The sequence below is a fragment of the Xanthomonas sp. WHRI 1810A genome (assembly GCF_040202885.1).
Lineage (GTDB): Bacteria > Pseudomonadota > Gammaproteobacteria > Pseudomonadales > Pseudomonadaceae > Aquipseudomonas.
Window position 1 is genome coordinate 50,458 of sequence record NZ_JBEGED010000017.1, and the last position, 20,977, is coordinate 71,434.

At 60.8% G+C, this 20,977-nt stretch carries 23 protein-coding genes and 1 other RNA gene; 10 read left to right on the top strand and 14 right to left on the bottom strand.

The genetic code is table 11. From position 1 onward, the window contains the following. Nucleotides 1-41 precede the first annotated feature (41 nt). The 3 genes from tagQ to ABQX22_RS21815 all read left to right on the top strand — a co-directional run bounded on the left by tagQ (nt 42) and on the right by ABQX22_RS21815 (nt 2,012). Entirely contained in the window at nt 42-971 is a 930-nt protein-coding gene (tagQ, locus tag ABQX22_RS21805; protein WP_349801941.1) for a type VI secretion system-associated lipoprotein TagQ, read from the top strand. Between the two features lie 122 nt (nt 972-1,093). Further along, nucleotides 1,094-1,555, top strand: coding sequence for a YaiI/YqxD family protein (locus tag ABQX22_RS21810; protein WP_349801942.1), 462 nt, complete (start codon nt 1,094-1,096; stop codon nt 1,553-1,555). Between the two features lie 139 nt (nt 1,556-1,694). Then, complete coding sequence (locus tag ABQX22_RS21815; RefSeq protein WP_349801943.1) at nt 1,695-2,012, top strand: DUF2388 domain-containing protein; 318 nt, start codon at nt 1,695-1,697, stop codon at nt 2,010-2,012. A gap of 72 nt (nt 2,013-2,084) precedes the next feature. Here the strand turns inward: ABQX22_RS21815 and gcvH are convergent, their stop codons facing one another. The 8 genes from gcvH to ABQX22_RS21855 all read right to left on the bottom strand — a co-directional run bounded on the left by gcvH (nt 2,085) and on the right by ABQX22_RS21855 (nt 11,180). Further along, on the bottom strand, nt 2,085-2,468 hold the full coding sequence (gene gcvH / locus ABQX22_RS21820) for a glycine cleavage system protein GcvH (RefSeq protein WP_349801944.1): 384 nt from the start codon (nt 2,466-2,468) through the stop codon (nt 2,085-2,087). A gap of 46 nt (nt 2,469-2,514) precedes the next feature. Next, a complete protein-coding gene (gcvT, locus tag ABQX22_RS21825) occupies nt 2,515-3,597 on the bottom strand; it encodes a glycine cleavage system aminomethyltransferase GcvT (RefSeq protein ID WP_349801945.1) in 1,083 nt (360 codons plus the stop codon). 154 nt (nt 3,598-3,751) lie between these two features. Next, nucleotides 3,752-5,368, bottom strand: a complete 1,617-nt coding sequence (locus tag ABQX22_RS21830) for an ABC transporter permease (protein ID WP_349801946.1) — start codon at nt 5,366-5,368, stop codon at nt 3,752-3,754. Nucleotides 5,369-5,507: 139 nt separating this feature from the next. Next, entirely contained in the window at nt 5,508-6,509 is a 1,002-nt protein-coding gene (locus ABQX22_RS21835) for an extracellular solute-binding protein (RefSeq protein ID WP_349801947.1), read from the bottom strand. Between the two features lie 254 nt (nt 6,510-6,763). After that, nucleotides 6,764-7,984, bottom strand: a complete 1,221-nt coding sequence (locus ABQX22_RS21840; protein ID WP_349801948.1) for a 2-octaprenyl-3-methyl-6-methoxy-1,4-benzoquinol hydroxylase — start codon at nt 7,982-7,984, stop codon at nt 6,764-6,766. 40 nt (nt 7,985-8,024) lie between these two features. Next, nucleotides 8,025-9,212: a 2-octaprenyl-6-methoxyphenyl hydroxylase gene (gene ubiH, locus ABQX22_RS21845; RefSeq protein WP_349801949.1), complete on the bottom strand. Its 1,188-nt coding sequence runs from the start codon at nt 9,210-9,212 to the stop codon at nt 8,025-8,027. Next, entirely contained in the window at nt 9,209-10,543 is a 1,335-nt protein-coding gene (gene pepP / locus ABQX22_RS21850; protein ID WP_349802007.1) for a Xaa-Pro aminopeptidase, read from the bottom strand. Before pepP ends, ubiH begins: the two co-directional genes overlap by 4 nt. Before the next feature lie 82 nt (nt 10,544-10,625). Further along, nucleotides 10,626-11,180: a YecA/YgfB family protein gene (locus tag ABQX22_RS21855; protein ID WP_349801950.1), complete on the bottom strand. Its 555-nt coding sequence runs from the start codon at nt 11,178-11,180 to the stop codon at nt 10,626-10,628. Nucleotides 11,181-11,342: 162 nt separating this feature from the next. Here ABQX22_RS21855 and ABQX22_RS21860 point away from each other — a divergent pair, with 162 nt between their 5' ends. From ABQX22_RS21860 to ABQX22_RS21875, 4 genes are all read left to right on the top strand, one after another. Next, nucleotides 11,343-11,552: a TIGR02449 family protein gene (locus ABQX22_RS21860; protein ID WP_331186251.1), complete on the top strand. Its 210-nt coding sequence runs from the start codon at nt 11,343-11,345 to the stop codon at nt 11,550-11,552. Further along, nucleotides 11,549-11,866 carry a cell division protein ZapA gene (locus ABQX22_RS21865; RefSeq protein WP_349801951.1) on the top strand — a complete coding sequence of 106 codons (318 nt, stop codon included), beginning with the start codon at nt 11,549-11,551 and terminating at the stop codon, nt 11,864-11,866. The genes ABQX22_RS21860 and ABQX22_RS21865 overlap by 4 nt, the downstream gene beginning before the upstream one ends. A gap of 31 nt (nt 11,867-11,897) precedes the next feature. After that, a non-coding RNA gene (ssrS, locus tag ABQX22_RS21870) (6S RNA) lies at nt 11,898-12,076 on the top strand. 112 nt (nt 12,077-12,188) lie between these two features. Then, on the top strand, nt 12,189-12,836 hold the full coding sequence (locus ABQX22_RS21875) for a 5-formyltetrahydrofolate cyclo-ligase (RefSeq protein ID WP_349801952.1): 648 nt from the start codon (nt 12,189-12,191) through the stop codon (nt 12,834-12,836). Between the two features lie 21 nt (nt 12,837-12,857). Here ABQX22_RS21875 and ABQX22_RS21880 read toward each other — a convergent pair whose 3' ends face one another. Beyond that, nucleotides 12,858-13,007, bottom strand: coding sequence for a hypothetical protein (locus tag ABQX22_RS21880; protein WP_349801953.1), 150 nt, complete (start codon nt 13,005-13,007; stop codon nt 12,858-12,860). Between the two features lie 192 nt (nt 13,008-13,199). On the opposite strand from ABQX22_RS21880, the gene ABQX22_RS21885 reads away from it, so the two are divergent. After that, nucleotides 13,200-13,649 (top strand): EVE domain-containing protein, encoded by a 450-nt coding sequence (locus ABQX22_RS21885; protein ID WP_349801954.1) that lies wholly within the window; start codon nt 13,200-13,202, stop codon nt 13,647-13,649. 26 nt (nt 13,650-13,675) lie between these two features. Here the strand turns inward: ABQX22_RS21885 and ABQX22_RS21890 are convergent, their stop codons facing one another. After that, entirely contained in the window at nt 13,676-14,086 is a 411-nt protein-coding gene (locus tag ABQX22_RS21890) for a flagellar basal body-associated protein FliL (protein WP_349801955.1), read from the bottom strand. Nucleotides 14,087-14,220: 134 nt separating this feature from the next. Between ABQX22_RS21890 and ABQX22_RS21895 the strand changes: the two genes are divergently transcribed. Then, the gene (locus ABQX22_RS21895) at nt 14,221-15,201 is read left to right on the top strand and encodes an NADPH:quinone oxidoreductase family protein (protein ID WP_349801956.1); all 981 of its coding nucleotides are present in this window, start codon (nt 14,221-14,223) and stop codon (nt 15,199-15,201) included. A gap of 67 nt (nt 15,202-15,268) precedes the next feature. On the opposite strand, the gene ABQX22_RS21900 is transcribed toward ABQX22_RS21895, so the two are convergent. Further along, the gene (locus tag ABQX22_RS21900; RefSeq protein WP_349801957.1) at nt 15,269-15,913 is read right to left on the bottom strand and encodes an energy transducer TonB; all 645 of its coding nucleotides are present in this window, start codon (nt 15,911-15,913) and stop codon (nt 15,269-15,271) included. A gap of 266 nt (nt 15,914-16,179) precedes the next feature. Here ABQX22_RS21900 and glpT point away from each other — a divergent pair, with 266 nt between their 5' ends. After that, the gene (gene glpT, locus ABQX22_RS21905) at nt 16,180-17,529 is read left to right on the top strand and encodes a glycerol-3-phosphate transporter (protein ID WP_349801958.1); all 1,350 of its coding nucleotides are present in this window, start codon (nt 16,180-16,182) and stop codon (nt 17,527-17,529) included. A gap of 87 nt (nt 17,530-17,616) precedes the next feature. Here the strand turns inward: glpT and ABQX22_RS21910 are convergent, their stop codons facing one another. The 3 genes from ABQX22_RS21910 to ubiD form a co-directional block, all read right to left on the bottom strand. Beyond that, nucleotides 17,617-18,291 carry a gamma-glutamylcyclotransferase gene (locus ABQX22_RS21910; RefSeq protein ID WP_349801959.1) on the bottom strand — a complete coding sequence of 225 codons (675 nt, stop codon included), beginning with the start codon at nt 18,289-18,291 and terminating at the stop codon, nt 17,617-17,619. 183 nt (nt 18,292-18,474) lie between these two features. Beyond that, on the bottom strand, nt 18,475-19,443 hold the full coding sequence (locus ABQX22_RS21915) for a CDP-6-deoxy-delta-3,4-glucoseen reductase (protein WP_349801960.1): 969 nt from the start codon (nt 19,441-19,443) through the stop codon (nt 18,475-18,477). Further along, a complete protein-coding gene (ubiD, locus tag ABQX22_RS21920; RefSeq protein WP_349801961.1) occupies nt 19,443-20,909 on the bottom strand; it encodes a 4-hydroxy-3-polyprenylbenzoate decarboxylase in 1,467 nt (488 codons plus the stop codon). The genes ABQX22_RS21915 and ubiD overlap by 1 nt, the downstream gene beginning before the upstream one ends. Between the last annotated feature and the right edge of the window lie 68 nt (nt 20,910-20,977).

Here is a 20,977-nt window from a genome sequence, read left to right on the forward strand (position 1 = left end):
TCTGTGTGCCGGTTCTGTAAACCAGAGAAGAGAGCATCAACATGCAGTCAGTTTGTAAATCCATGGCCCGCCGTCCCAACCGCCGCGTTCTGTCGCTGGTCGCCGCAGGGTTCAGCGCGGTGCTGATCAGCGGATGCGCCACCTCCCCGGTCGCGAAAGTGGGCGCCAGCACCCCGATTGAGTTTTACCCGACGTGTTATGAGCCGGTGCAGCACCTGCGCGATTCCGATGCCGATGTGACCAAGTCCGTTGCCGGCGGTGCGGCGATCGGTGCGGTAGGCGGGGCGTTGGTCGGCGCACTCACCGGCGACGGCGAGAACCGCATCCGTAACGCCGCCATAGGCGCAGCAGGCGGTGCACTGGCTGGCGGCGCTGTCGGTTACTACACCGAAAAGCAGAAGCAGATCGCCGACGACAAGCAGCGTATCGGTTCTTATGCCACCGACATCAACAGCAGCGCCGCCGGCATCGACCGCAGCACGGCATACGCCAAAGCGTCGCAAGCCTGCTACCAGAGCCAATTCGCCAACCTGATCTCGGCGCGCAAGGCCAAGACGGTCGATGATAAAGAAGGCCGTAAGCGGCTGGCCGAAATCGTGGCGGGGTTGAAGGAGTCCAATGACCTGATCAGCGCCGTCAACGGACGAGCGGGCGAAGACCTCAACAGCTACGCCCAGGCCTACGAAAAGGACCTGCAAACGGTGGGCGTCCAGCGTGCCGACGTGATAACCATTGCTGCGGCCAGCCCGGCACCGGAGGTCAAGAAGAATGCGCGCAAAAAAGCGCCCGCCAAAAAGAAACGCCCGAACGTGCCCAAAGAGGCAGTCGCCACCGAAAAGACCCTGCAGGATGCCACCGCCAAACACACGGCGAGCCAGCAGGTGGCGGCGGCTGGTCATGCTCAGATCAACAGCATGTGCGCCAATCCGGACCTGGGTGATTGGGCGCCGGTGCCTTGCCCGAACGTGTGATTGAGGCGCGGTTGCTGCTGAATCGGCAGGGTACCGGCGTAAACCGGTATCCTTCGCGGCTCATACCGATTGTTCTCGGCCCAGTGGCCGGACGATCCGATCAGTGACAGCGGAGAACACCCATGCGCGTCTGGATTGATGCCGATGCTTGCCCCAAAGCGGCGAAAGATCAAGTCATCAAGTTCGCTTTGAAGCGGCAATTCGAAGTGGTGCTGGTGGCGGGGCAGAGTCAGATCAAGCCGACTTATGCGATTGTGAAACTGATCGTGGTGCCCAGCGGCCCGGATGCGGCGGACGATTACCTGGTGGAATACGCGGTGCCCGGCGAGCTGGTCATTTGCAGCGATGTACCGCTGGCCGACCGGCTGGTGAAAAAAGGCGTCGCTGCGCTGGACCCACGCGGCAAGGAGTTTGATGCGCACAACATGGGTGACCGGCTGGCCGTGCGCAATCTGTTCACCGACCTGCGCGAACAGGGGCAGGTGGGTGGAGGGCAGGGCACTTACGGGGATCGCGAGAAGCAGGCCTTCGCCAACTCGCTGGACCGGATACTGACGCGGCTTGCTCGGGAGTTTCCTGGTTGATTGCCTATGGCTGATGCGTGCAGTACGGCGCAAGGCTGGCCAGGCGCGAGAAATCAGATCGCCATCATGTGGTCACGGAACTAGACGCCGCTTCTACGTATCAAACCGTTTCAGAACATCCAAAGTCGGAGTAACCGTCATGCGTCTTAAACTTGCTGTGGCCACGTTGGCTTTGCTCTCCCTCCCGGTCGGTTCAGCCATGGCTGACGGCTTCTTGCGCGACGTGCTGTCGTCCGGCGCAACCACCGGTTCGACCTACCTGACCTTCAGACACCACAAGTTGATTGTTGCCGCGCAGGATGATGCCGGCAGCTACGTCGCCAGCAATGGCGCGATCCGTGGCCCGTTTCTGGAAGCCGCGATGAATCAGGTTCGTAACGACAACCCAACACTGAAAGCTTCAGACATGGAGTTGGCGAACGCGATCCTGGCCAAGAACCTGGTGGCTGAGCAGTAAGGCCCCGATTTATCCGGGCAATAAAAAATGCCGCTCATTGAGCGGCATTTTTTTGTGTTCCGTTTGGACGGATTACTCGCCAATCGCAGCCTTGTAGGCGGCATCGTCCAGCAATTTGGCCAGGTCAGCCTCGGCGTTGCTTGGCTTGACCTTGAAGATCCACGAGTCGTACGGCGTGTTGTTCAGCTCTTCTGGCGCAGTACCCAGCGCTTCATTGACTTCGACCACTTCGCCGCTGACCGGTGAGTAGATGTCGGAAGCCGCCTTTACTGATTCGACCACGCCTGCGGCGTCCCCGGCGGTGAACACCTTGCCGATTTCCGGCAGCTCGACGAATACCACGTCACCCAATGCTTCCTGAGCGTGATCGGAAATGCCGACCACGATCAGCTCACCCTCTTTCTTCGCCCATTCATGGCTTTCGGCGAAACGCAGTTCGGCGGGAATATTGCTCATTTAGTCATCCTCTACATCAGGTCAGCGGAAAAACCCGCCAGAGAGTTTAAATTTGGGCCTTGCCGTGTCGCACGAACATGGGCTGAACCACCCGGACCGGGTACCACTTGCCGCGAATCTCTACCTCGGCTCGGTCGGCGGTCGCCATTGGAACACGGGCCAAGGCAATCGACTTGCTTAGCGTAGGAGAGAAACTACCACTGGTGATCTCTCCTTCGCCAACTTCCGCTATTCGGACCACCTGATGGGCACGTAAAACGCCGCGCTCTTCGAGCACCAGTCCCACCAGTTTCGACGTCGCACCGTTGGCTTTCTCGGCCTCCAGCGCCTTGCGGCCGATGAAGTTGCGGTCAGCCGGTTGCCAGGCGACCGTCCACCCCATATTGGAGACCAGAGGAGAGACCTGCTCGTCGATGTCCTGACCGTAGAGGTTCAGGCCCGCCTCCAGACGCAAGGTATCACGTGCGCCCAGGCCAATTGGAGAGATGCCCGCGCCAACCATGTCATTGAAAAAACCGGGCGCCTGCTCGGCGGGCAGAATGATCTCAAGGCCGTCCTCACCGGTGTAGCCGGTGCGCGCAATGAACCAGTCGCCCTGCGCGCGGCCCTCGAATGGCTTGAGTTGATGAATGAGGTCGGCTCGCGGCCGGGTGACCAGCTCGGCGATTTTCTGTCGTGCATGCGGGCCTTGAATCGCCAGCATGGCAAGCTCTGATCGCTGATGGAGCTGCACGTCGAAGTCGTCCAGATGCGCCTGCATCCAGGCAAGGTCCTTGGCGCCGGTAGCCGCGTTGACCACCAGCCGATAGCCACTGTCGGTGGGGTAGACGATCATGTCGTCGATAATCCCGCCGTTGGTATCGAGCATCGCGCTGTACAACGCACGACCCGAGGGCTTGATCCGCTCGACGTCATTGGCCAGCAGGCGTTGCAGCCACGGCATTGCCTGATTGCCATCGACATCGATGACGCGCATGTGTGACACGTCGAAGATCCCACAATCCTTGCGCACCTGATGGTGTTCTTCGACTTGTGAGCCGTAGTGCAAGGGCATATCCCAACCACCAAAATCGACCAGTTTCGCGCCGAGGGCCAGGTGCAGGTCAAAGAGCGGTGTACGCTGTCCCATGGGTTTCTCCTTCCGGGCGTGGCGAGGGTGCGGACAGCAAACACAGGCACGCCCCCCGTAAAATGGGGTCTACCGCTGTTGTTAGCATGCCGGAAACGTCTGACAGCCCGCACCGATTGCGGCGCATTGTAGCCGCATGGTTGTGACCCCGCACCTAGCCGATCGGTCTGGCCGAACGTCTGATTAAACCGACTACCGGCAACAAACCCACGAGCACCAATGTCAGCGCGGGCAAGGCGGCTCGGGCCCATTCACCCTCGCTTGTCATTTCGAAAATTCGCACTGCCAGCGTGTCCCATCCAAACGGACGCATCAGCAAAGTGGCAGGCATCTCTTTGAGTACATCGACGAAAACAAGCAGTGCCGCGCTCAGTGCGCCGGGCATCAGCAGCGGCAGATAAATCGTGAAGAACAGACGCGGCCCACTGACCCCAAGACTGCGCGCGGCCTCGGGCAAGGAGGGGCGAATACGGCCCAGGCTGCTTTCCAGCGGCCCGTAAGCCACGGCGATAAAGCGCACCAGATAGGCCATCACCAACGCCGCCAGACTGCCCAGCAACAGCGGCTTGCCCGCGCCGCCCAGCCAGCCTGAAAGCGGGACCACCAGTTCGCGATCCAAGTAACTGAACGCCAGCATGATGGACACTGCCAGCACCGAACCGGGCAGCGCATAACCGATGTTCGCCAGACTCACGCCAGCGCGGATGCCTTGGGTGGGCGCCAGTCGACGGGCGAACACCAGAACCAAAGCCACGCTCACGGTGATCAGCGCTGCCATCGCGCCCAGGTACAGCGTGTGCAGGATCAGTCCGGTGTAACGCTCATCCAGATCGAAGCGGCCACGCTGCCAGACCCACACGACCAGTTGCAGCATCGGCACGGCAAAGGCGCAGGCGAAGACCAGTCCACACCAGCACGTCGCGGCCAGGGCCTTCAGGCCGCGCAGGTGATAAAGAACAGTGACACGCGGCCGCTCGTTGGTCGGGCGGCTGGCCCCGCGTGCGCGTTGCTCGCCGTACAGAACGAGCATCACCGCCAGCAGCAGCAGGCTTGCCAGTTGAGCGGCGGTCGACAGGCTGAAAAAGCCGTACCAGGTCTTGTAAATGGCGGTGGTGAAGGTATCGAAGTTGAACACCGAGACAGCGCCGAAATCGGCCAGGGTTTCCATCAGCGCCAGTGCCACGCCCGCCCCGATCGCCGGGCGCGCCATGGGCAGCGCCACCCGCCAGAAGGCTTGCCACGGTGTCTGCCCGAGCATGCGCGCCGCTTCCATCAGGCCTTTGCCCTGGGCCAGAAACGCTGTGCGCGCCAGTAAATACACATACGGGTAGAACACCAGCACCAGCACGACGATCACGCCCCCCGTGGAGCGCACCCGTGGCAGCCGCAGCCCGGTGCCGAACCATTCGCGCATCAACGTTTGCACGGGGCCTGCGAAATCCAGCAGACCCACGAACACGAAGGCCAGCACATAGGCCGGGATCGCGAACGGCAGCATCAGCGCCCAGTCCAGCCAGCGTCGGCCGGGGAACTCGCACAGACTGGTCAGCCAGGCAAGGCTGACGCCCAGCAACGTAACGCCCGCGCCGACGCCCACGACCAACGTCAGCGTGTTGCCCAGCAGCCGCGGCATCTGGGTGGCCCACAGGTGCGACCAGATGTCGTGGTCGATGGTCTGCCACGAAAACAGCAAGACGCTGAGGGGCAGCAACACCAGAGCGGCGATGGTGAACACCAACGGGTACCAGCGGCGCTGGGCGGGATGGGCCAAGGGAGGTTCTCGGTTTTACGTGGGATACAAACTGTAGGAGCGCGCTTGCCCGCGATTGAGGTGTGTCAGGCGATGCATTCGTTGCTGACATAACGCTTTCGCGGGCAAGCGCGCTCCTACAGGCGTCGGCGGCGTTTAGTTAATTCCAACCCACCCGATCCATCATCCGGATCGCCTCGGCCTGGCGCTTGCCGGCGACTTCCACGGGGATGGTGTCGGCCTTGAACGGGCCCCAGCTGCCGACTTCTTCCGAAGGCGGCACTTTCGGGTTGGCCGGGAATTCCTGGTTGGTGCCAGCGAAGATTGTTTGCGCCTCCGGCCCGGTCATCCACTCCACCAACGCCTTGGCGGCCTCGGGATGTGGCGCGTGTTTAGTCAGGCCGATGCCGGACAGGTTGACGTGCACGCCACGGTCCGACTGATTGGGCCAGAACAAACGCACGGCCAGCTCCGGGTTCTGCTTATGCAGCCGACCGAAGTAGTAGGTGTTGACGATACCGACGTCGCATTGCCCGGCGTTGATCGCTTCCAGCACGGCGATGTCATCCGAGAACACGTCCGTGGACAGGTTATTGACCCAGCCCTTGAGGATCTTCTCGGACGCCTCGGCGCCATGGGTTTCGATCAGGGTGGCGGTCAGTGACTGGTTGTAGACTTTCTTCGCCGTGCGCAGGCACAGGCGGCCTTCCCACTGCTTGTCTGCCAACGCTTCATAGGTCGTCAGTTCGGCGGGCTTCACCCGGTCGGTGGAATAGGCGATGGTCCGCGCTCGCAGGCTTAAGCCCGTCCAGGCGTGGGTGGAGGAGCGGTATTGAGACGGGATGTTCTCGTCGATGACGGGCGAGGTGAAGGGCTGAAGGATGCCCATTTGCTCGGCTTGCCACAGGTTGCCGGCGTCGACAGTCAGCAGCAGGTCGGCGGTGGCGTTCTCGCCCTCGGCCTTGATGCGCTGCATCAGCGGGGCTTCTTTGTCGGTGATGAATTTGATCGGGACGCCGGTTTTGGCAGTGTAGGCGTCGAACACCGGTTTGATCAGCTCATCAATGCGTGATGAATAGACCACCACTTCGTCAGCGGCTTGGGCGGTGCCGCCGAGCACAGTCAGTGCCAAGGCAGCCAAAAAACGCTTGCTCGCCTGCATGGTGAAGTCTCGTGGTTGCGAATTGAGGCGAAATGGTAGTGGTTCACATTTGGCATCTCAACCGGCGTCGGTGTTTAGCCGTTACGAGATGTTGCGGGCGCGCAGACATCGCCCATTGTAGGAGCGCGCTTGCCCGCGATTGCGGTGTGTCAGGCAATGGAATTGATTCTGACACGATGCCATCGCGGGCAAGCGCGCTCCTACAAGGATGAATCGATCGTTTCGACGCGGAGCGCTGGAACGATCAGATGACGCTACAACCGCGCCAGCTTCGGCAAGTCGCCGGTCAGCCCCATCGCCTGCCGCACGAAAATTGCCTTTGCTTCGGACGACTGATCCACCAGCTTCAGACCGGTGTTACGCAGCCAGCGCAACGGCAACGGATCAGCCTGGAACAACCGCTCAAACCCTTCCATTGCGGCCATCAGCGCCAGGTTGTGCGGCATGCGCCGACGTTCGTAACGGCTCAGCACGCGCTCATCGGCCAGCCGCTCGCCACGTTCAGCGGCGTGATGCAGGACTTCGGCAAGCACGGCCGCGTCGAGAAACCCGAGATTGACGCCTTGCCCCGCCAGCGGATGAATCGTGTGCGCGGCGTCACCGATCAACGCCAGCCCTTCGGCCACATAACGCTTGGCGTGCCGCTGACGCAACGGCACACACAGCCGGGCGTCCGCAGCCACTACCGGGCCCAGTCGTCCTTCAAAGGCGCTTTCCAGTTCACGGCAGAATCCCTCATCCGGCAACGCCATCAACCGCTCACCTTCTTTGGGCGTGACCGACCAGACGATGGAGCACCAATGCTCCCCGTCACGTTCCAGCGGCAAAAAGGCCAGCGGGCCGTCGTCGGTGAAGCGCTGCCAGGCGGTTTTTTTGTGGGAGTGTGTCGTGCGCACGCTGGTCACGATGGCGTGGTGCAGGTAGTCCCATTCCCGGGTCTCGGTACCGGTCAATCGCCTGACCGCCGAGTTGGCACCATCCGCCGCCACGACAACCGGCGTACGCAGCGTTCGCCCGTCCGCCAGCGTCAGCAGCCAGTCATCGCCGGAGCGACGCATTTGTTCCAGGCGCGCGTTGGCCATCAGGGTGACGTCGCACGCGTGAAGCCGTTCGACCAGCGCATCCTGAATCACCCGGTTCTCAACGATGTGCCCCAACACCTCGGCATGCACGCTGGCTGCTGAAAAATGCACCTGCCCGGTGCCGCTGCCGTCCCAGACCTCCATGTCGCCGTAGGGGCTGGCGCGGCGCGAAACAATGCCGTCCCAGGCATTCAAGCGCTGCAGGATCCGCTGGCTGGCGGCAGACAGGGCGCTGACGCGCGGTTCGAAGGGGGCGTTGTGGTCAAAGGGCTCGACAGTCAACGGGCTGCCGTCGATCAGCACGACATCCAGCCCACTGTTCTGCAACGCCAGCGCCAGGGCGCTACCGACCATTCCAGCCCCGACAATCAGCAGATCTGCGCGCGTTTCCATGCTTTAAACCGTTCTCGCTTGTGGCCGGGGCCAGGAAAAATTAGACATCGACGCGAGTCCCCAGGCCCATGGCCTGACGGGCGAACCAGCGCTTGGCCGAAGGCAGCAGGTCCAGGCCCAGCAAGCCGATATTGCGCCCGGCAGTGATCAGTGGCTGATCGCTGCCAAACAGGCGCGTGACCTGATCGGAGAAGCCGACGGTGAGGCTCTGATCCAGACGCTGACGCTGCGCATAGGCCTGCAACGTCGCCAGATCACCCGGCAGTTCATCGCTGGTCAACAGCGTTTCCGCCAGCGACGCTGCGTCGCGCAATGACAGGTTGAAACCCTGCCCGGCGATGGGGTGCAGGCTGTGCGCCGCGTTGCCCAGCACCGCCAGATGCGAGCGGACTTGTTCCTCCGCTTCGATGAGGTTCAGCGGGTAGACGTGCCGTACGCCGACTTGCTTCAGAGCGCCCAGACGATAGCCGAACACGCTTTGCAGTTCTGCCAGAAACGCGCGGTCGTCCAGCTCCAGCAGCCGCTGGGTGTCATTGCCTTTTCGGGTCCAGACCAGCGCGCAGCGGTTTTCCGGCAGCGGCAGCAGCGCCATGGGGCCCTGTTCGGTAAACCGTTCAAACGCCTGGCCGCCATGAGCGTCGCCCGGTGTGATGTTGGCGATCAGCGCGGTCTGGTCATAGGGCTGCGTACGAATGCCGATGCCCAATTGTTCACGCAGGTTCGAACGACCGCCATCGGCCAGCACGGCCAGGTCGCAATCAATCTGGGTTTCATCGTTCAGCGTCAGGCGATAGCCATCCGGCAGTGCCTGCATTTGCGTGACCTCCGCCGGCACTCGCCAGCTGATCACCTCTTTGTCGAGCCCCCGCCAGAGACACTGTCCCAGCCAGGCGTTTTCAACCACGTAACCCAAGGCCGGCACGCCTTCCTGGATTGCCGACAGGTTCGCCGAACCGATACGGCCTTTGTCCGAGACTTGAATCTGCGAGATGGGCTGCGCACGACGGCTTATTTCCTGCCACAAGCCCAGGCGTTCGTAAATCTGCCGGGCGCCGAATGACAGCGCCGAAGACCGTGCGTCGTAGCTCGGCTGGTAGGTATCGCCGGGCGCGAAGGGCTCGATCATGACGATTTTCCAGCCGCGTGCTTTCGCCCCGGCCTGCAACGCGAGCGCCAGGCTGGCGCCGACCAGACCGCCGCCGATAATCGCCAGATTGAACCGGCTCATGCGGCTTGCGTACGGGCAGCGGCCATCAAGGCCTCGATGTCAGCGACCGACTTGGGGACGCCGCTGGTCAGGATGTCACAGCCGGTTTTAGTCACCACCACATCGTCCTCGATTCGAACGCCAATGCCGCGCCATTTCTTCGCGACCTGTTGATTGTCCGGCGATATATAGATGCCGGGTTCCACGGTCAGCGCCATCCCCGGTTCCAGCACGCGCCATTCCCCGCCCACCCGGTAATCGCCGACGTCATGCACGTCCATGCCCAGCCAATGGCCGGCGCGGTGCATGTAAAAGGCTTTGTACGCTTCACTGGCGATCAGTTCACTGACATCGCCCTGCAGCAGGCCCAGCTCGACCAGGCCTTGAGTGATCACTTGAACGGTGGCTTCGTGGGCCTGATTCCAGTGCTTGCCCGGCCCGATGGCCCGGAAGGCCGCTTCCTGGGATTTGAGCACCAACTCATAAATCGCTTTCTGCTCAGCCGAAAATTTGCCGCTGACCGGGAACGTGCGGGTGATGTCGCTGGCGTAGCAGTCGATCTCGCACCCGGCGTCGATGAGCACCAGATCGCCGTCCTTGAGCACCGCGTCGTTCTCCTGATAATGCAGGATGCACGCGTTGCGACCCGAGGCGACGATGGAACCGTAGGCCGGCATCTTCGCGCCGCCTTTGCGGAACTCGTAATCGAGCTCGGCTTCCAGGCTGAACTCATACAAACCGGCACGGCTGGCCTGCATGGCGCGGACATGAGCGCGGGCGGAAATGTCGGCAGCATTGCGCATCACCTTTACTTCAGCGGCCGATTTGTACAGACGCATGTCGTGCAGCAGATGATCCAGCGCTACAAACTCTTTGGGCGGCTGCGCGCCAAGGTGGGCCTTGGAACGGATCACGTTGATCCACTCCATCACGTGCCGGTCGAATTCGGGGTTGCTGCCCATGGATGAGTACACCCGGTCGCGGCCTTCGATCAGGCCCGGCAAAATGTCGTCGATGTCGGCAATCGGAAACGCATCGTCGGCACCGAAGTCCCGAATGGCCCCGTCCTGCCCGGCACGCAGGCCATCCCACAGTTCGCGCTCCGGGTTGCGCTCGCGGCAGAACAACACGTATTCGCCGTATTCGCGGCCCGGGATCAGTACGATCACCGCTTCAGGCTCAGGGAAACCACTCAGGTACTGGAAGTCACTGTCCTGACGGTAGACGTGTTCGACATCCCGGTTACGAATCGCGACCGCAGCCGCCGGCAGAATGGCGATGCTGTTGGGCTCCATCTGAGCCATCAGGGCTTTGCGGCGACGGGTGTATTCGGCTTTGGGGATGTGAATCATGGACAAGAGCGGTCCCTTAGGATGGCCGCTTCGCTTCTCGGCGCGCGAACGCATCGAGAAGCGAATGGGCGACGATGGGCAATCAATGCAGAGACGGTTTGGCTTCGTCCGCCGTTTTCTTGTTGAATTCGGTGAACAGCAGCAGCGGAGCGACGCGCAGGTATTCCATGACTTCCATGTAGTCGCTTTCGCCGTCTTCGGATTCTTCCAGGGCGTCCTGCACCTGCGCGATGGCGGCCAGGTCCTGCAGCACTTCGGAAGCTTCCGGGCTCAGGGAGTTGTTGCCGCCCGCCAGACCGAAGCCTGCGAGGAAACCCTGACACCACTGGCCCAGCGCGGCGGCACGCTCAGGCAATGGCTCATCGTCACCGGGCAACAGCAACACGACGGTCATGTCGTCGCTGGTCAATTCGCCTTTGACCATTTCTTGAAGGCCGATCAGGGCCTGGCGCACGTTATCTTCAGGCTCCTTTTCCAGCAGCATGGAAGCGTCGGCAAACCAGCCCTCGGCTTCAAAGCCCGAGCCGGCACAACTGCGACCGAGTAACAGGCCATGCAGTTCGGCGGGAGACACAGGATGACCGCTGCCATTGAGCAGGGTCGCGAACGCGTTATACGGGGAATTCTGTTTAGGCATGGGCAACTAGGCGCCAAGCGGCGCAATGACTAGAATGGAGGCCTTGTATCCTAGCACCGGCAGACACGCCCTAGCTATCCGGGTGCGTTTTGCCCACCCGCGTCGAGGCGAGCTTCGATCCAGCTTTTGCGCCGCTCATCTGAAAGTATTCAGTGGAAAACAATGGAAGACACCGACCTGCAAGCGCTGATGGCTCGACTGGAGTTATTGATCAATCGTGTCGAGCAACTAAAAAGCCAGAACGGACTCCTATTAGCTCAGGAAAAGTCCTGGCGCGAGGAACGCGCTCACCTCATTGAAAAAAACGAAATCGCCCGGCAAAAGGTCGAGTCAATGATTTCGCGCCTCAAGGCCCTGGAGCAAGACACATGAGCAATGGCAACAGCATCACCGTTCAGATCCTCGACAAAGAATATTCGATCATTTGCCCCCAGGAAGAGCGTACCAATCTGGTCAGCGCAGCGCGTTACCTGGACGGCAAAATGCGTGAGATCCGTAGCAGCGGAAAAGTCATCGGTGCTGATCGCATCGCGGTGATGGCGGCCTTGAACATCACTCACGATTTGCTGCATAAACAGGATGTCCCTCAATTGCAGACCAACGGTTCCACGCGAGAGCAGGTCAAGGATCTGCTGGATCGGGTAGACCTGGTCCTTGCCACGGATCCGGAAAAACCGCAAGGCTGATACTTGCCAGATGTTTGGGTATACTGGCGACCGCTCCCTGGAGTGCTTGCCAGTCGGTCATGTCCCTGAGCCGATACGCACAACCACGGGGGTTGCAAGTTGGGGTTGGTGTGCATGTCCGCTCGACGGAAAGCCTTAAAACCTCCTGCAATCTCCACCTTGAACTTTCGGGTTCAAGGGCTACACCGACAGCGGTTCGTCGGGGAGTCTTCGAATATCTGCCCATGGCCAGACACCCCGTCTGGCGGTGGGATTCGCGAGCGTGTCACGCCTCGCACCAGCCCTTCCATTCGCTCATCTCATTCCACATGGACCGGCCAGCATGACCTCTTCCGGCTCTGCGCTCCCGACTGATCCCGCGTTACTCTCTGATCCTCCCTCACGACCACAGCTGCGTCGCCAGTTGCGAAAGGCCCGTCGTGCGCTCTCTCGCGCCGAACAGCGTGCAGCCGCCCTGGGTTTGTATCGCCAGCTGGCGCAACATCCGTTGTTTCGTCGAGCGCGGCATGTCTCGCTGTACCTGCCGATGGACGGGGAGATCGATCCGCGCCTGTTATTGCGTGAGGCACAGCGTCGCGGCAAGGCGACGTATCTGCCGGTGCTGAGCGCGTGGCCAGGGACCAAGATGGTGTTTCAGCGTGTGCGACCGGGCGAGAAGTTTCGGCCCAATCGCTTTCGTATCCCTGAGCCGCGTATCAATGCAGGCCGGCAACGCAAGATCTGGGCGCTGGATCTGATTCTGATGCCGCTGGTGGGGTTCGATGATGAAGGCGGAAGGCTGGGAATGGGCGGCGGGTTTTATGACCGCAGCCTGGCGTACATTGCGCGCAGAAAGTCGTGGCAAAAGCCGGTGCTGCTCGGGATGGCGCATGAGTGTCAGAAGGTCGTGCGACTGGCTCAAGCCAGTTGGGATGTGCCTCTGCAGGGAACAGTGTCAGACAAGCGATGGTATCTGGCGCAGAAGGGGTGAGTTCTGCGTGCGGGCATTAAATCAACGATGGCCTTGCTTGGGTTGCTGCTGGGTGATCTCGACCGGGGCGTCCGGCTTGGCGGCCCACAAACTCTGCGCGTAGCCTGTCGTCACGATGCCCAAACCGAACAAAATAACCAATATCCACAGTAAATCCGGCTTGCGTTTCAATGACTGACTCCCTTTTGGCGCATAAAGACTTAACGTTCCCGGCTTTATTCCTTAGGCCGAGCAACCGTATACCCTTAAAATCCGCGCATTCTGCGACAACGTGACCGCACACGCAAATGCTGGCGCCAACCGACCGTCGCTTATTCACAAAAGCGTAGGACAAACTGCCCAATCACTCTTCAGGAGAAGAAAATGGCCTACTGGTTGATGAAATCCGAGCCTGACGAGTTCTCGATTGCCGACCTCAAAAAGCTCGGCGAGGCTCGCTGGGATGGCGTTCGCAACTATCAGGCGCGTAACTTCCTGCGGACCATGGCGGTCGGCGATGCGTTCTTTTTCTATCATTCAAGCTGCCCTGAGCCTGGCATTGCCGGCATCGGCAAGATCGTGGAAGCGGCCTATCCCGACCCCACCGCGCTGGACAACAAGAGCCACTACTTCGACGTCAAAGCCACCAAAGACAAAAACCCCTGGAGCGCCATTAACGTGGCCTTCGTCGAGATATTCCCGACAGTGCTGAGCCTGGGCTTTCTCAAAGAGCAAACCGCGCTCGAGGAGATGCCGTTGGTTAAGAAGGGCAGCCGGCTGTCCGTCATGCCCGTGACTGACGAGCAATGGGCCGCGGTGCTGGCGCTCAAGTAACGGGTTTTATCGATCCCGCGACGCCATCACTGCGCGATAAAGTTATTGAACAGTAAGTCCTCAACCACCGGCTTGCCCTCTTCGTCATTCATCACCTGCTGAACCTGTTTCAGGGCTTCCTGACGCAACTTCTCCTTGGCGTCGACGTTGCTCATGCTGTCCACGGTCTGCTGCGTGAACAGCGCGACCAGCTGATTGCGTATCAACGGCTCGTTCTTTTTCACCGCCTTCTGCGCTTCCGCACCGGTCACGCGCAGCGCGACGTCCGCTTTATAGACGTGCAGCTTCGGACCACCGTCCAGCGAGTAATTGCCCACGAACGGGGGTGTCAGGGCGACATATGCCACTTTGTTCGCGTCTTCTTCCTTGCCGCCTTCTTCAGCCAGTACTACGACCGGCATCGACAGGGCCAACACCATCAGGATCCACGCTTTCACAATTCACTCCTCAATGCGGTTTGCGCCACAGCTTACGTCAGCTTATGCACGCTTATCAGGCCCGGCCATGCTCATTGACCACGCAACCCCTCTACCTACACTTATCGGCCATGCCTTGAAAAGGAATAGCCCCGATGAAAGCCGTGCTGTGCAAAGCCTTCGGGCCCGCCGCAAACCTGGTGCTGGAAGACATCGCAAGCCCGGTCGCGAAGAAGAATGAAATCCTGCTGGACGTGCATGCGGCCGGGGTCAACTTTCCGGACACGCTGATCATTGAAGGTAAATACCAGTTCAAACCGCCGTTTCCTTTTTCACCGGGTGGAGAAGCGGCGGGCGTCATCGCCGCCGTGGGCGAAAAGATCACGCATTTAAACGTGGGTGACCGGGTCATGGCGCTGACGGGCTGGGGCAGCTTCGCCGAACACGTCGCGGTGCCAGGCTACAACGTGCTGCCAATCCCGGACGGCATGGACTTCACCACCGCCGCCGCCTTCAGCATGACCTACGGCACCTCGATGCACGCCCTCAAACAACGCGCCCAGCTGCAACCGGGCGAAACCCTGCTCGTGCTCGGCGCCTCGGGCGGCGTTGGCCTGGCCGCTGTAGAAATCGGCAAAGCCATGGGCGCCCGCGTCATCGCCGCCGCCAGCAGCGCCGAAAAACTCGACGTCGCCAAAAATGCCGGCGCCGACGTACTGATCAACTACACCGAGACCAACCTCAAGGACGAACTCAAGCGCCTCACCGACGGCAACGGCGTCGACGTCATCTACGACCCGGTCGGTGGCGACCTCTTCGACCTCGCCGTACGCTCCATCGCCTGGAACGGCCGCTTGCTGGTGGTCGGCTTCGCGAGCGGTCGCATCCCCGAACTCCCCGTGAACCTCGCCCTGCTCAAAGGCGCCTCCGTGGTGGGCGTGTTCTGGGGCGCCTTCGCCCAGCGGCAACCACAGGACAACGCGGCGAACTTCGCACAGCTGTTCAAGTGGTTCGCGGAAGGAAAGCTGCAGCCGCTGGTGTCCAGGGTTTACCCGTTGGAAGAGGCGGGGGAGGCGATTGATGCATTGGGGCAGAGGAGGGCGGTGGGGAAGGTGGTGGTTGGGGTCAGGGGATAGGTCACCCCTCCAGTGTAAGAGGGGAGTTATGCCTGCCTTAGCTTGAAGGGATCCGACGGTTAGTCCGTTACAAGCCCACCAACACATCCCGAACCTCTTGAGGCAAGTAATTCGCAAATGGATGATCAGGATTGCGCTCGCAGCGTTTAACCATCTCCGGAATGGCATTTTCCATTTGGACGATAAGCGCGCTGCGGTTCCCTGGGTCTGGGATGTGCTGGGCTACATAGGTACCGCTCAGAAACTCCCGCGTGTACCAAAACACATCCACCTTGTTGAGCGGCTCGTCGGCGAAGTTGCGCAGGCTGGTTTTCACTTCGTAGCTGAGGTACGCGCACAGGGTGTTGCGCAGGCCGACGGTGATCTCGGGTGAGAAGGGTTCGATGCCGCGTGCGCCGAAGAGGATGGGGACGGTGATCATCAGGCTGGAAGGGGCGCCGTTCGCGACTTCCCATGGCTGGAAGCGCCACTGAGTCACCGCCCGCTGGGTGGCTTCGGCAAACTGCGGGTGACTGCTTTCGACAATCCGTGCCGCCTGAATGCCGCCGTGTGCGGCGACGGTGAGCTGGACGCGGACTTTGCCAGTGTGACGGGCGTCGATCAGTGGCCTGGGGAATTCCGGCTTGCCGGTCTGTACCGGAATCAACAACGGTTCAGCAGCCAGTGCTTTAACCGAACAGAGCATTAGTCCCATAAACGCACCCAACCTCATCCCGGTTTCTCCTTCTGACGTGCTCTCGAATTGAGGGGCCGGATGGTAGGGCGTCGAGTAAGCAGGAATAAGGTTGTCGGTTCCCGTTCTCGTGTAGGACGAATCCCAAGTGCGTCGTGTTCAGTTACACATCCGCACCATGTTCGTATTCCAACACAGCAATGGCCCCGCTCCCGTTGCACATTATCCGATGAGAAGCCTTCCTATTTTCTGTAATGAAAATGTAATATTCGGATTCGCATAACTACAAAAAATGGAGAATCACGATGTTCGCCTTCTTCCGTCCTGCCGCACACCAGGCGCCCTTGCCAGAGGAGCGCGTCGACAGTACCTATCGACGACTGCGCTGGCAGATCTTCGCTGGCATCTTTTTTGGTTACGCCGGTTATTACCTGCTACGCAAAAACTTCTCGCTGGCGATGCCCTATTTGATCGACGAGGGCTACACGCGTGGCCAGTTGGGTGTGGCGATCTCCGCCATCGCCATTGCCTACGGGCTGTCGAAATTCCTGATGGGCATTGTGTCGGACCGCTCCAACCCCCGTTACTTCTTGCCCTTCGGATTGCTGGTGTCGGCGGCCGTGATGTTCGTGTTCGGGTTTTCGTCCTGGGCGACGTCCAGCGTGACGATCATGTTCATTCTGCTGTTCATCAACGGTTGGGCGCAGGGCATGGGCTGGCCGCCGAGCGGGCGGACGATGGTGCACTGGTGGTCGCAGAAAGAACGCGGCGGCGTGGTGTCGGTGTGGAACGTGGCGCACAACGTGGGCGGTGGTTTGATCGGACCGTTGTTTTTGCTGGGTCTGGGCTGGACCAATGACTGGCACGCGGCGTTCTACGTCCCTGCTGCCGTGGCATTGCTGGTGGCGGTGTTTGCGTTCGTGGCCATGCGCGACACCCCGCAGTCGGTGGGTTTGCCGCCGATTGAAGACTATAAAAACGATTACCCGGAAGGCTACGACGCGAGCCACGAGGAGGAATTCAGCGCCAAGGAAATCTTCGTCAAATACGTGCTGCGCAACAAGATGCTGTGGTACATCGCCATGGCCAACGTGTTCGTCTACCTGCTGCGTTACGGCGTGTTGGACTGGGCGCCGACCTACCTGAAAGAAGCCAAGCACTTCACCGTCGACACCACGTCGTGGGCGTACTTCTTTTATGAGTGGGCGGGCATTCCGGGGACGCTGCTGTGCGGCTGGATGTCAGACAAGATTTTCCGTGGCAACCGCGGCCTGACAGGCATGGTCTTCATGTTCCTGGTGACCATCGCAACCCTGGTCTATTGGCTCAACCCGCCGGGGAACCCAACGATTGACCTGATCGCACTGGTGTCCATCGGCTTTCTGATCTATGGCCCGGTGATGTTGATCGGCCTGCAAGCGCTGGAATTGGCGCCGAAGAAAGCAGCGGGTACGGCGGCAGGCTTTACGGGGCTGTTCGGTTATCTGGGCGGTTCGGTCGCAGCCAGTGCGCTGATGGGCTACACCGTGGACCACTTCGGTTGGGATGGCGGCTTTATTCTGCTGATCATCGCCTGCGTGCTGGCCATGGTCTTCCTGGCCCCGACGCTGTGGCATACCCGCGTTGCAAGCACCACGCGCGAAGCCACGGCGTAACTTGTAGGAGCGAATTCATTTGCGAAGTGGTGTGTCAGGCGTCGGAGCTCTATTGCCTGAAACACTGCTTCGCGAACAAGTTCGCTGCTACAGGATGTGGTCGGTCACCGCGCACCGTTTCAATCTGGCCTCTAGGTTCAGATCCGGCATGGCGTGGGTGCGCAGTGCGTGGGCGGTTTGTTCGACGTAGTCGCGGGTGGTGCCGTAGCGGCCGCTGGCGCTGGCGAGTACTTGCGTAAGGACGCTGTCGGGCAGGTTGCCGGCGTAGCTGGGCAGGTGCCGTTCGAGGACAAAGCCCAGGGCCTGGACTTTCGTGCCGTCGGCCAGGCGGCAGTTGAGCCAGTGCGGGCGATAGGAGGGGAAGGGCATTTCCCGTTGCCACAGCGCGAGCAGTGATTGCTCGAGGTTTTCTTCCGGCAGACGGTAGGCGAAACCGCTGCAAGAGCCACCGCGATCGAGGCCGAATACCAGTCCTGGCTGTTCCGGCGTACCGCGGTGTTCGTGGGACCAGAGGTACAAGCCGCGGTGGTAGCCATGCACGCGACCGCGTTGCCGCTCGATTGCAGTGCATTCCGGTCGCCAGATCAGCGAACCGTAAGCGAACAGCCAGACCGGGCCGCCACGGTGGCGGGTCATGGTGGCGTGCATGGATGCCATCAGTTGTTCGCGGGTCAGTTGCGGGCCCAGGTCGATCACCGGCGGGTAAGCGAGCCCGAGACCGTCATGGACGGCTGCGACCAACCCCTTGATTTGATTCCCCATCTATTCCCCCTGACAGCCAGGCTGTCAGTTGCGGCGGCCCGGTATCGCATTGGGCCGCCTCAGGCGATTGCCACCGGAGAAGCGCTCCGGCGATGCAAAAAGCTCAACGGTAATCTGTCACCGCAAAGTCGACGACTGTAAACGATGCAATTTGTAATCCGTCAGCCACACCGACAGTCGGGTTCAACCGCGCGGCGCGTAGGCGAAGACGTCGGCGCGCATTTGATGGGCATCCATTCCCGCGTCGACCAAGGCGTCGAGCGTGGCATACACCATGTTCGGAGAACCGCTGGCGTAGACGTAAATGGACTTCAGGTCATTGATGTCTTCGCACACGGCTTCGTGCAGCAGGCCGCAGCGTCCTTCCCAGCCACACAGGTCGCTGACGACCTTATGCAACTGCAGGTTTGCCAGCTGCTGCCACTCATCCCAATGCTTGATCTCGTAGAAATCTTCGGGACGACGCACGCCCCAATACAGATGCACCGGGTGCGCAAAACCCCTGGCTCGGCAGTGCTCGATCAGGCTGTGCATCTGCGCCATGCCGGTGCCGGCGGCGATCAGGACCAGCGGCCCGTCAGGAAGCTCGGCCAGGTGGGTATCGCCAAACGGCAATTCCACACGCGCCATGCCGTCACGTTGTAGCTGGGCCACAAGGTTTTGCGCACTGCTTTCGCGGGCCAGGACATGCATTTCCAGCTCGCGGCCCGCTTCCGGTGCTGACGCCATGGAGAACGCGGACTTCTCGCCGTCGTCGCGCTCAATCATCAAATACTGACCGGCGTGGTAGCGCGGTGGCTTGCCGGCCGGCGCGCGCAGTGTCACGCGAAACACATCGCCGCCGACGTCCGCGCATTCGACGACCTGACACGCGAGTTTACGCACCGGAAGTTCTCCAAGGGCGAGCACGCCATCCCACATCACCACACAATCTTCGACCGGCACCGCAAGACAGGCGTAAATTTCGCCGTGGTCATGCACCACGCCGTCCTGCGTGACGCTGCCTTCGACCAGTAACGCCGAACAGATATGACAATTGCCGTTGCGGCAGCTGTTCGGGCACTCATGGCCCAGGCGCTGCGCGGCGTCGAGGATTCGCTCACCGGGCAACGTCTCAAGCACTGCACCCGACGGCTGCAAGGTTACACGCATCAATCTATTCCCAACTGATTCCAGATGTCATCGATCCGGCGAGTGACGGCCTCATCCTTGACGATGGCACGCCCCCACTCCCGCGTAGTTTCGCCCGGCCATTTGTGCGTTGCATCCAGCCCCATCTTCGAACCCAGCCCGCTGACCGGCGAGGCGAAGTCCAGATAGTCGATCGGCGTGTTGTCGATCATCACCGTATCGCGCTTGGGGTCCATGCGCGTGGTGATCGCCCAGATCACGTCGTTCCAGTCCCGGGCGTTGATGTCGTCATCGGTGACTATCACGAACTTGGTGTACATGAACTGCCGCAGGAACGACCAGACGCCCAACATGACGCGCTTGGCGTGGCCCGGGTACTGCTTTTTGATGGTCACGATCGCCATGCGATACGAGCAACCTTCCGGCGGCAGGTAGAAATCAGTGATCTCCGGGAACTGCTTTTGGAGGATCGGCACGAACACTTCGTTCAATGCCACACCCAGAATCGCCGGCTCATCCGGCGGACGGCCGGTGTAGGTGCTGTGGTAGATCGGCTTGATGCGATGGGTGATGCGCTCGACGGTGAACACCGGGAAGCTGTCGACCTCGTTGTAATAACCGGTGTGATCGCCGTACGGGCCTTCATCAGCCATTTCGCCGGGATGGATCACGCCCTCAAGCACGATCTCCGCGCTGGCCGGGACTTGCAGATTATTGCCACGGCACTTGATCAGCTCCGTGCGATTGCCACGCAACAGGCCGGCGAAAGCGTATTCGGAAAGGCTGTCCGGGACCGGCGTCACGGCGCCCAGAATGGTCGCAGGGTCCGCACCGAGGGCGACGGACACCGGGAAGGGCTCGCCCGGGTGCTTGTCGCACCAGTCTTTGAAATCCAGCGCGCCGCCGCGATGGCTGAGCCAGCGCATGATCACTTTGTTGCGGCCAATCACCTGCTGGCGATAGATGCCCAGGTTCTGGCGTTCTTTATTGGGGCCGCGCGTCACGGTCAGGCCCCAGGTGATCAGCGGACCAACGTCGCCAGGCCAGCAGGTCTGTACGGGAAGCATGCCAAGGTCGACGTCGTCGCCCTCGATCACGATCTCCTGGCAGGGCGCGTCCTTGACCACCTTCGGCGCCATGGCGATGACTTTGCGGAAGATAGGCAGTTTCGACCAGGCGTCCTTCAGGCCCTTCGGCGGCTCGGGCTCTTTAAGAAAGGCCAGCAGCTTGCCGATTTCCCGCAGCTCGCTCACAGACTCCGCGCCCATGCCCATCGCCACGCGCTCGGGTGTGCCGAACAGGTTGCCCAGCACCGGAATGTCATAGCCGGTGGGTTTTTCGAACAACAGGGCAGGGCCTTTGGCGCGCAGGGTGCGATCGCAGATTTCGGTCATTTCCAGGACAGGGGAAATCGGTACCTGGATGCGTTTCAACTCTCCGCGCTGCTCAAGCTGCTGCACGAAATCCCGTAGATCCTTGAATTTCATTAACCCGGCCACTTAACAAATAGACGCACATCCTACCTGCTCTGGCGTGTAACAGCAGCTTTCGAACG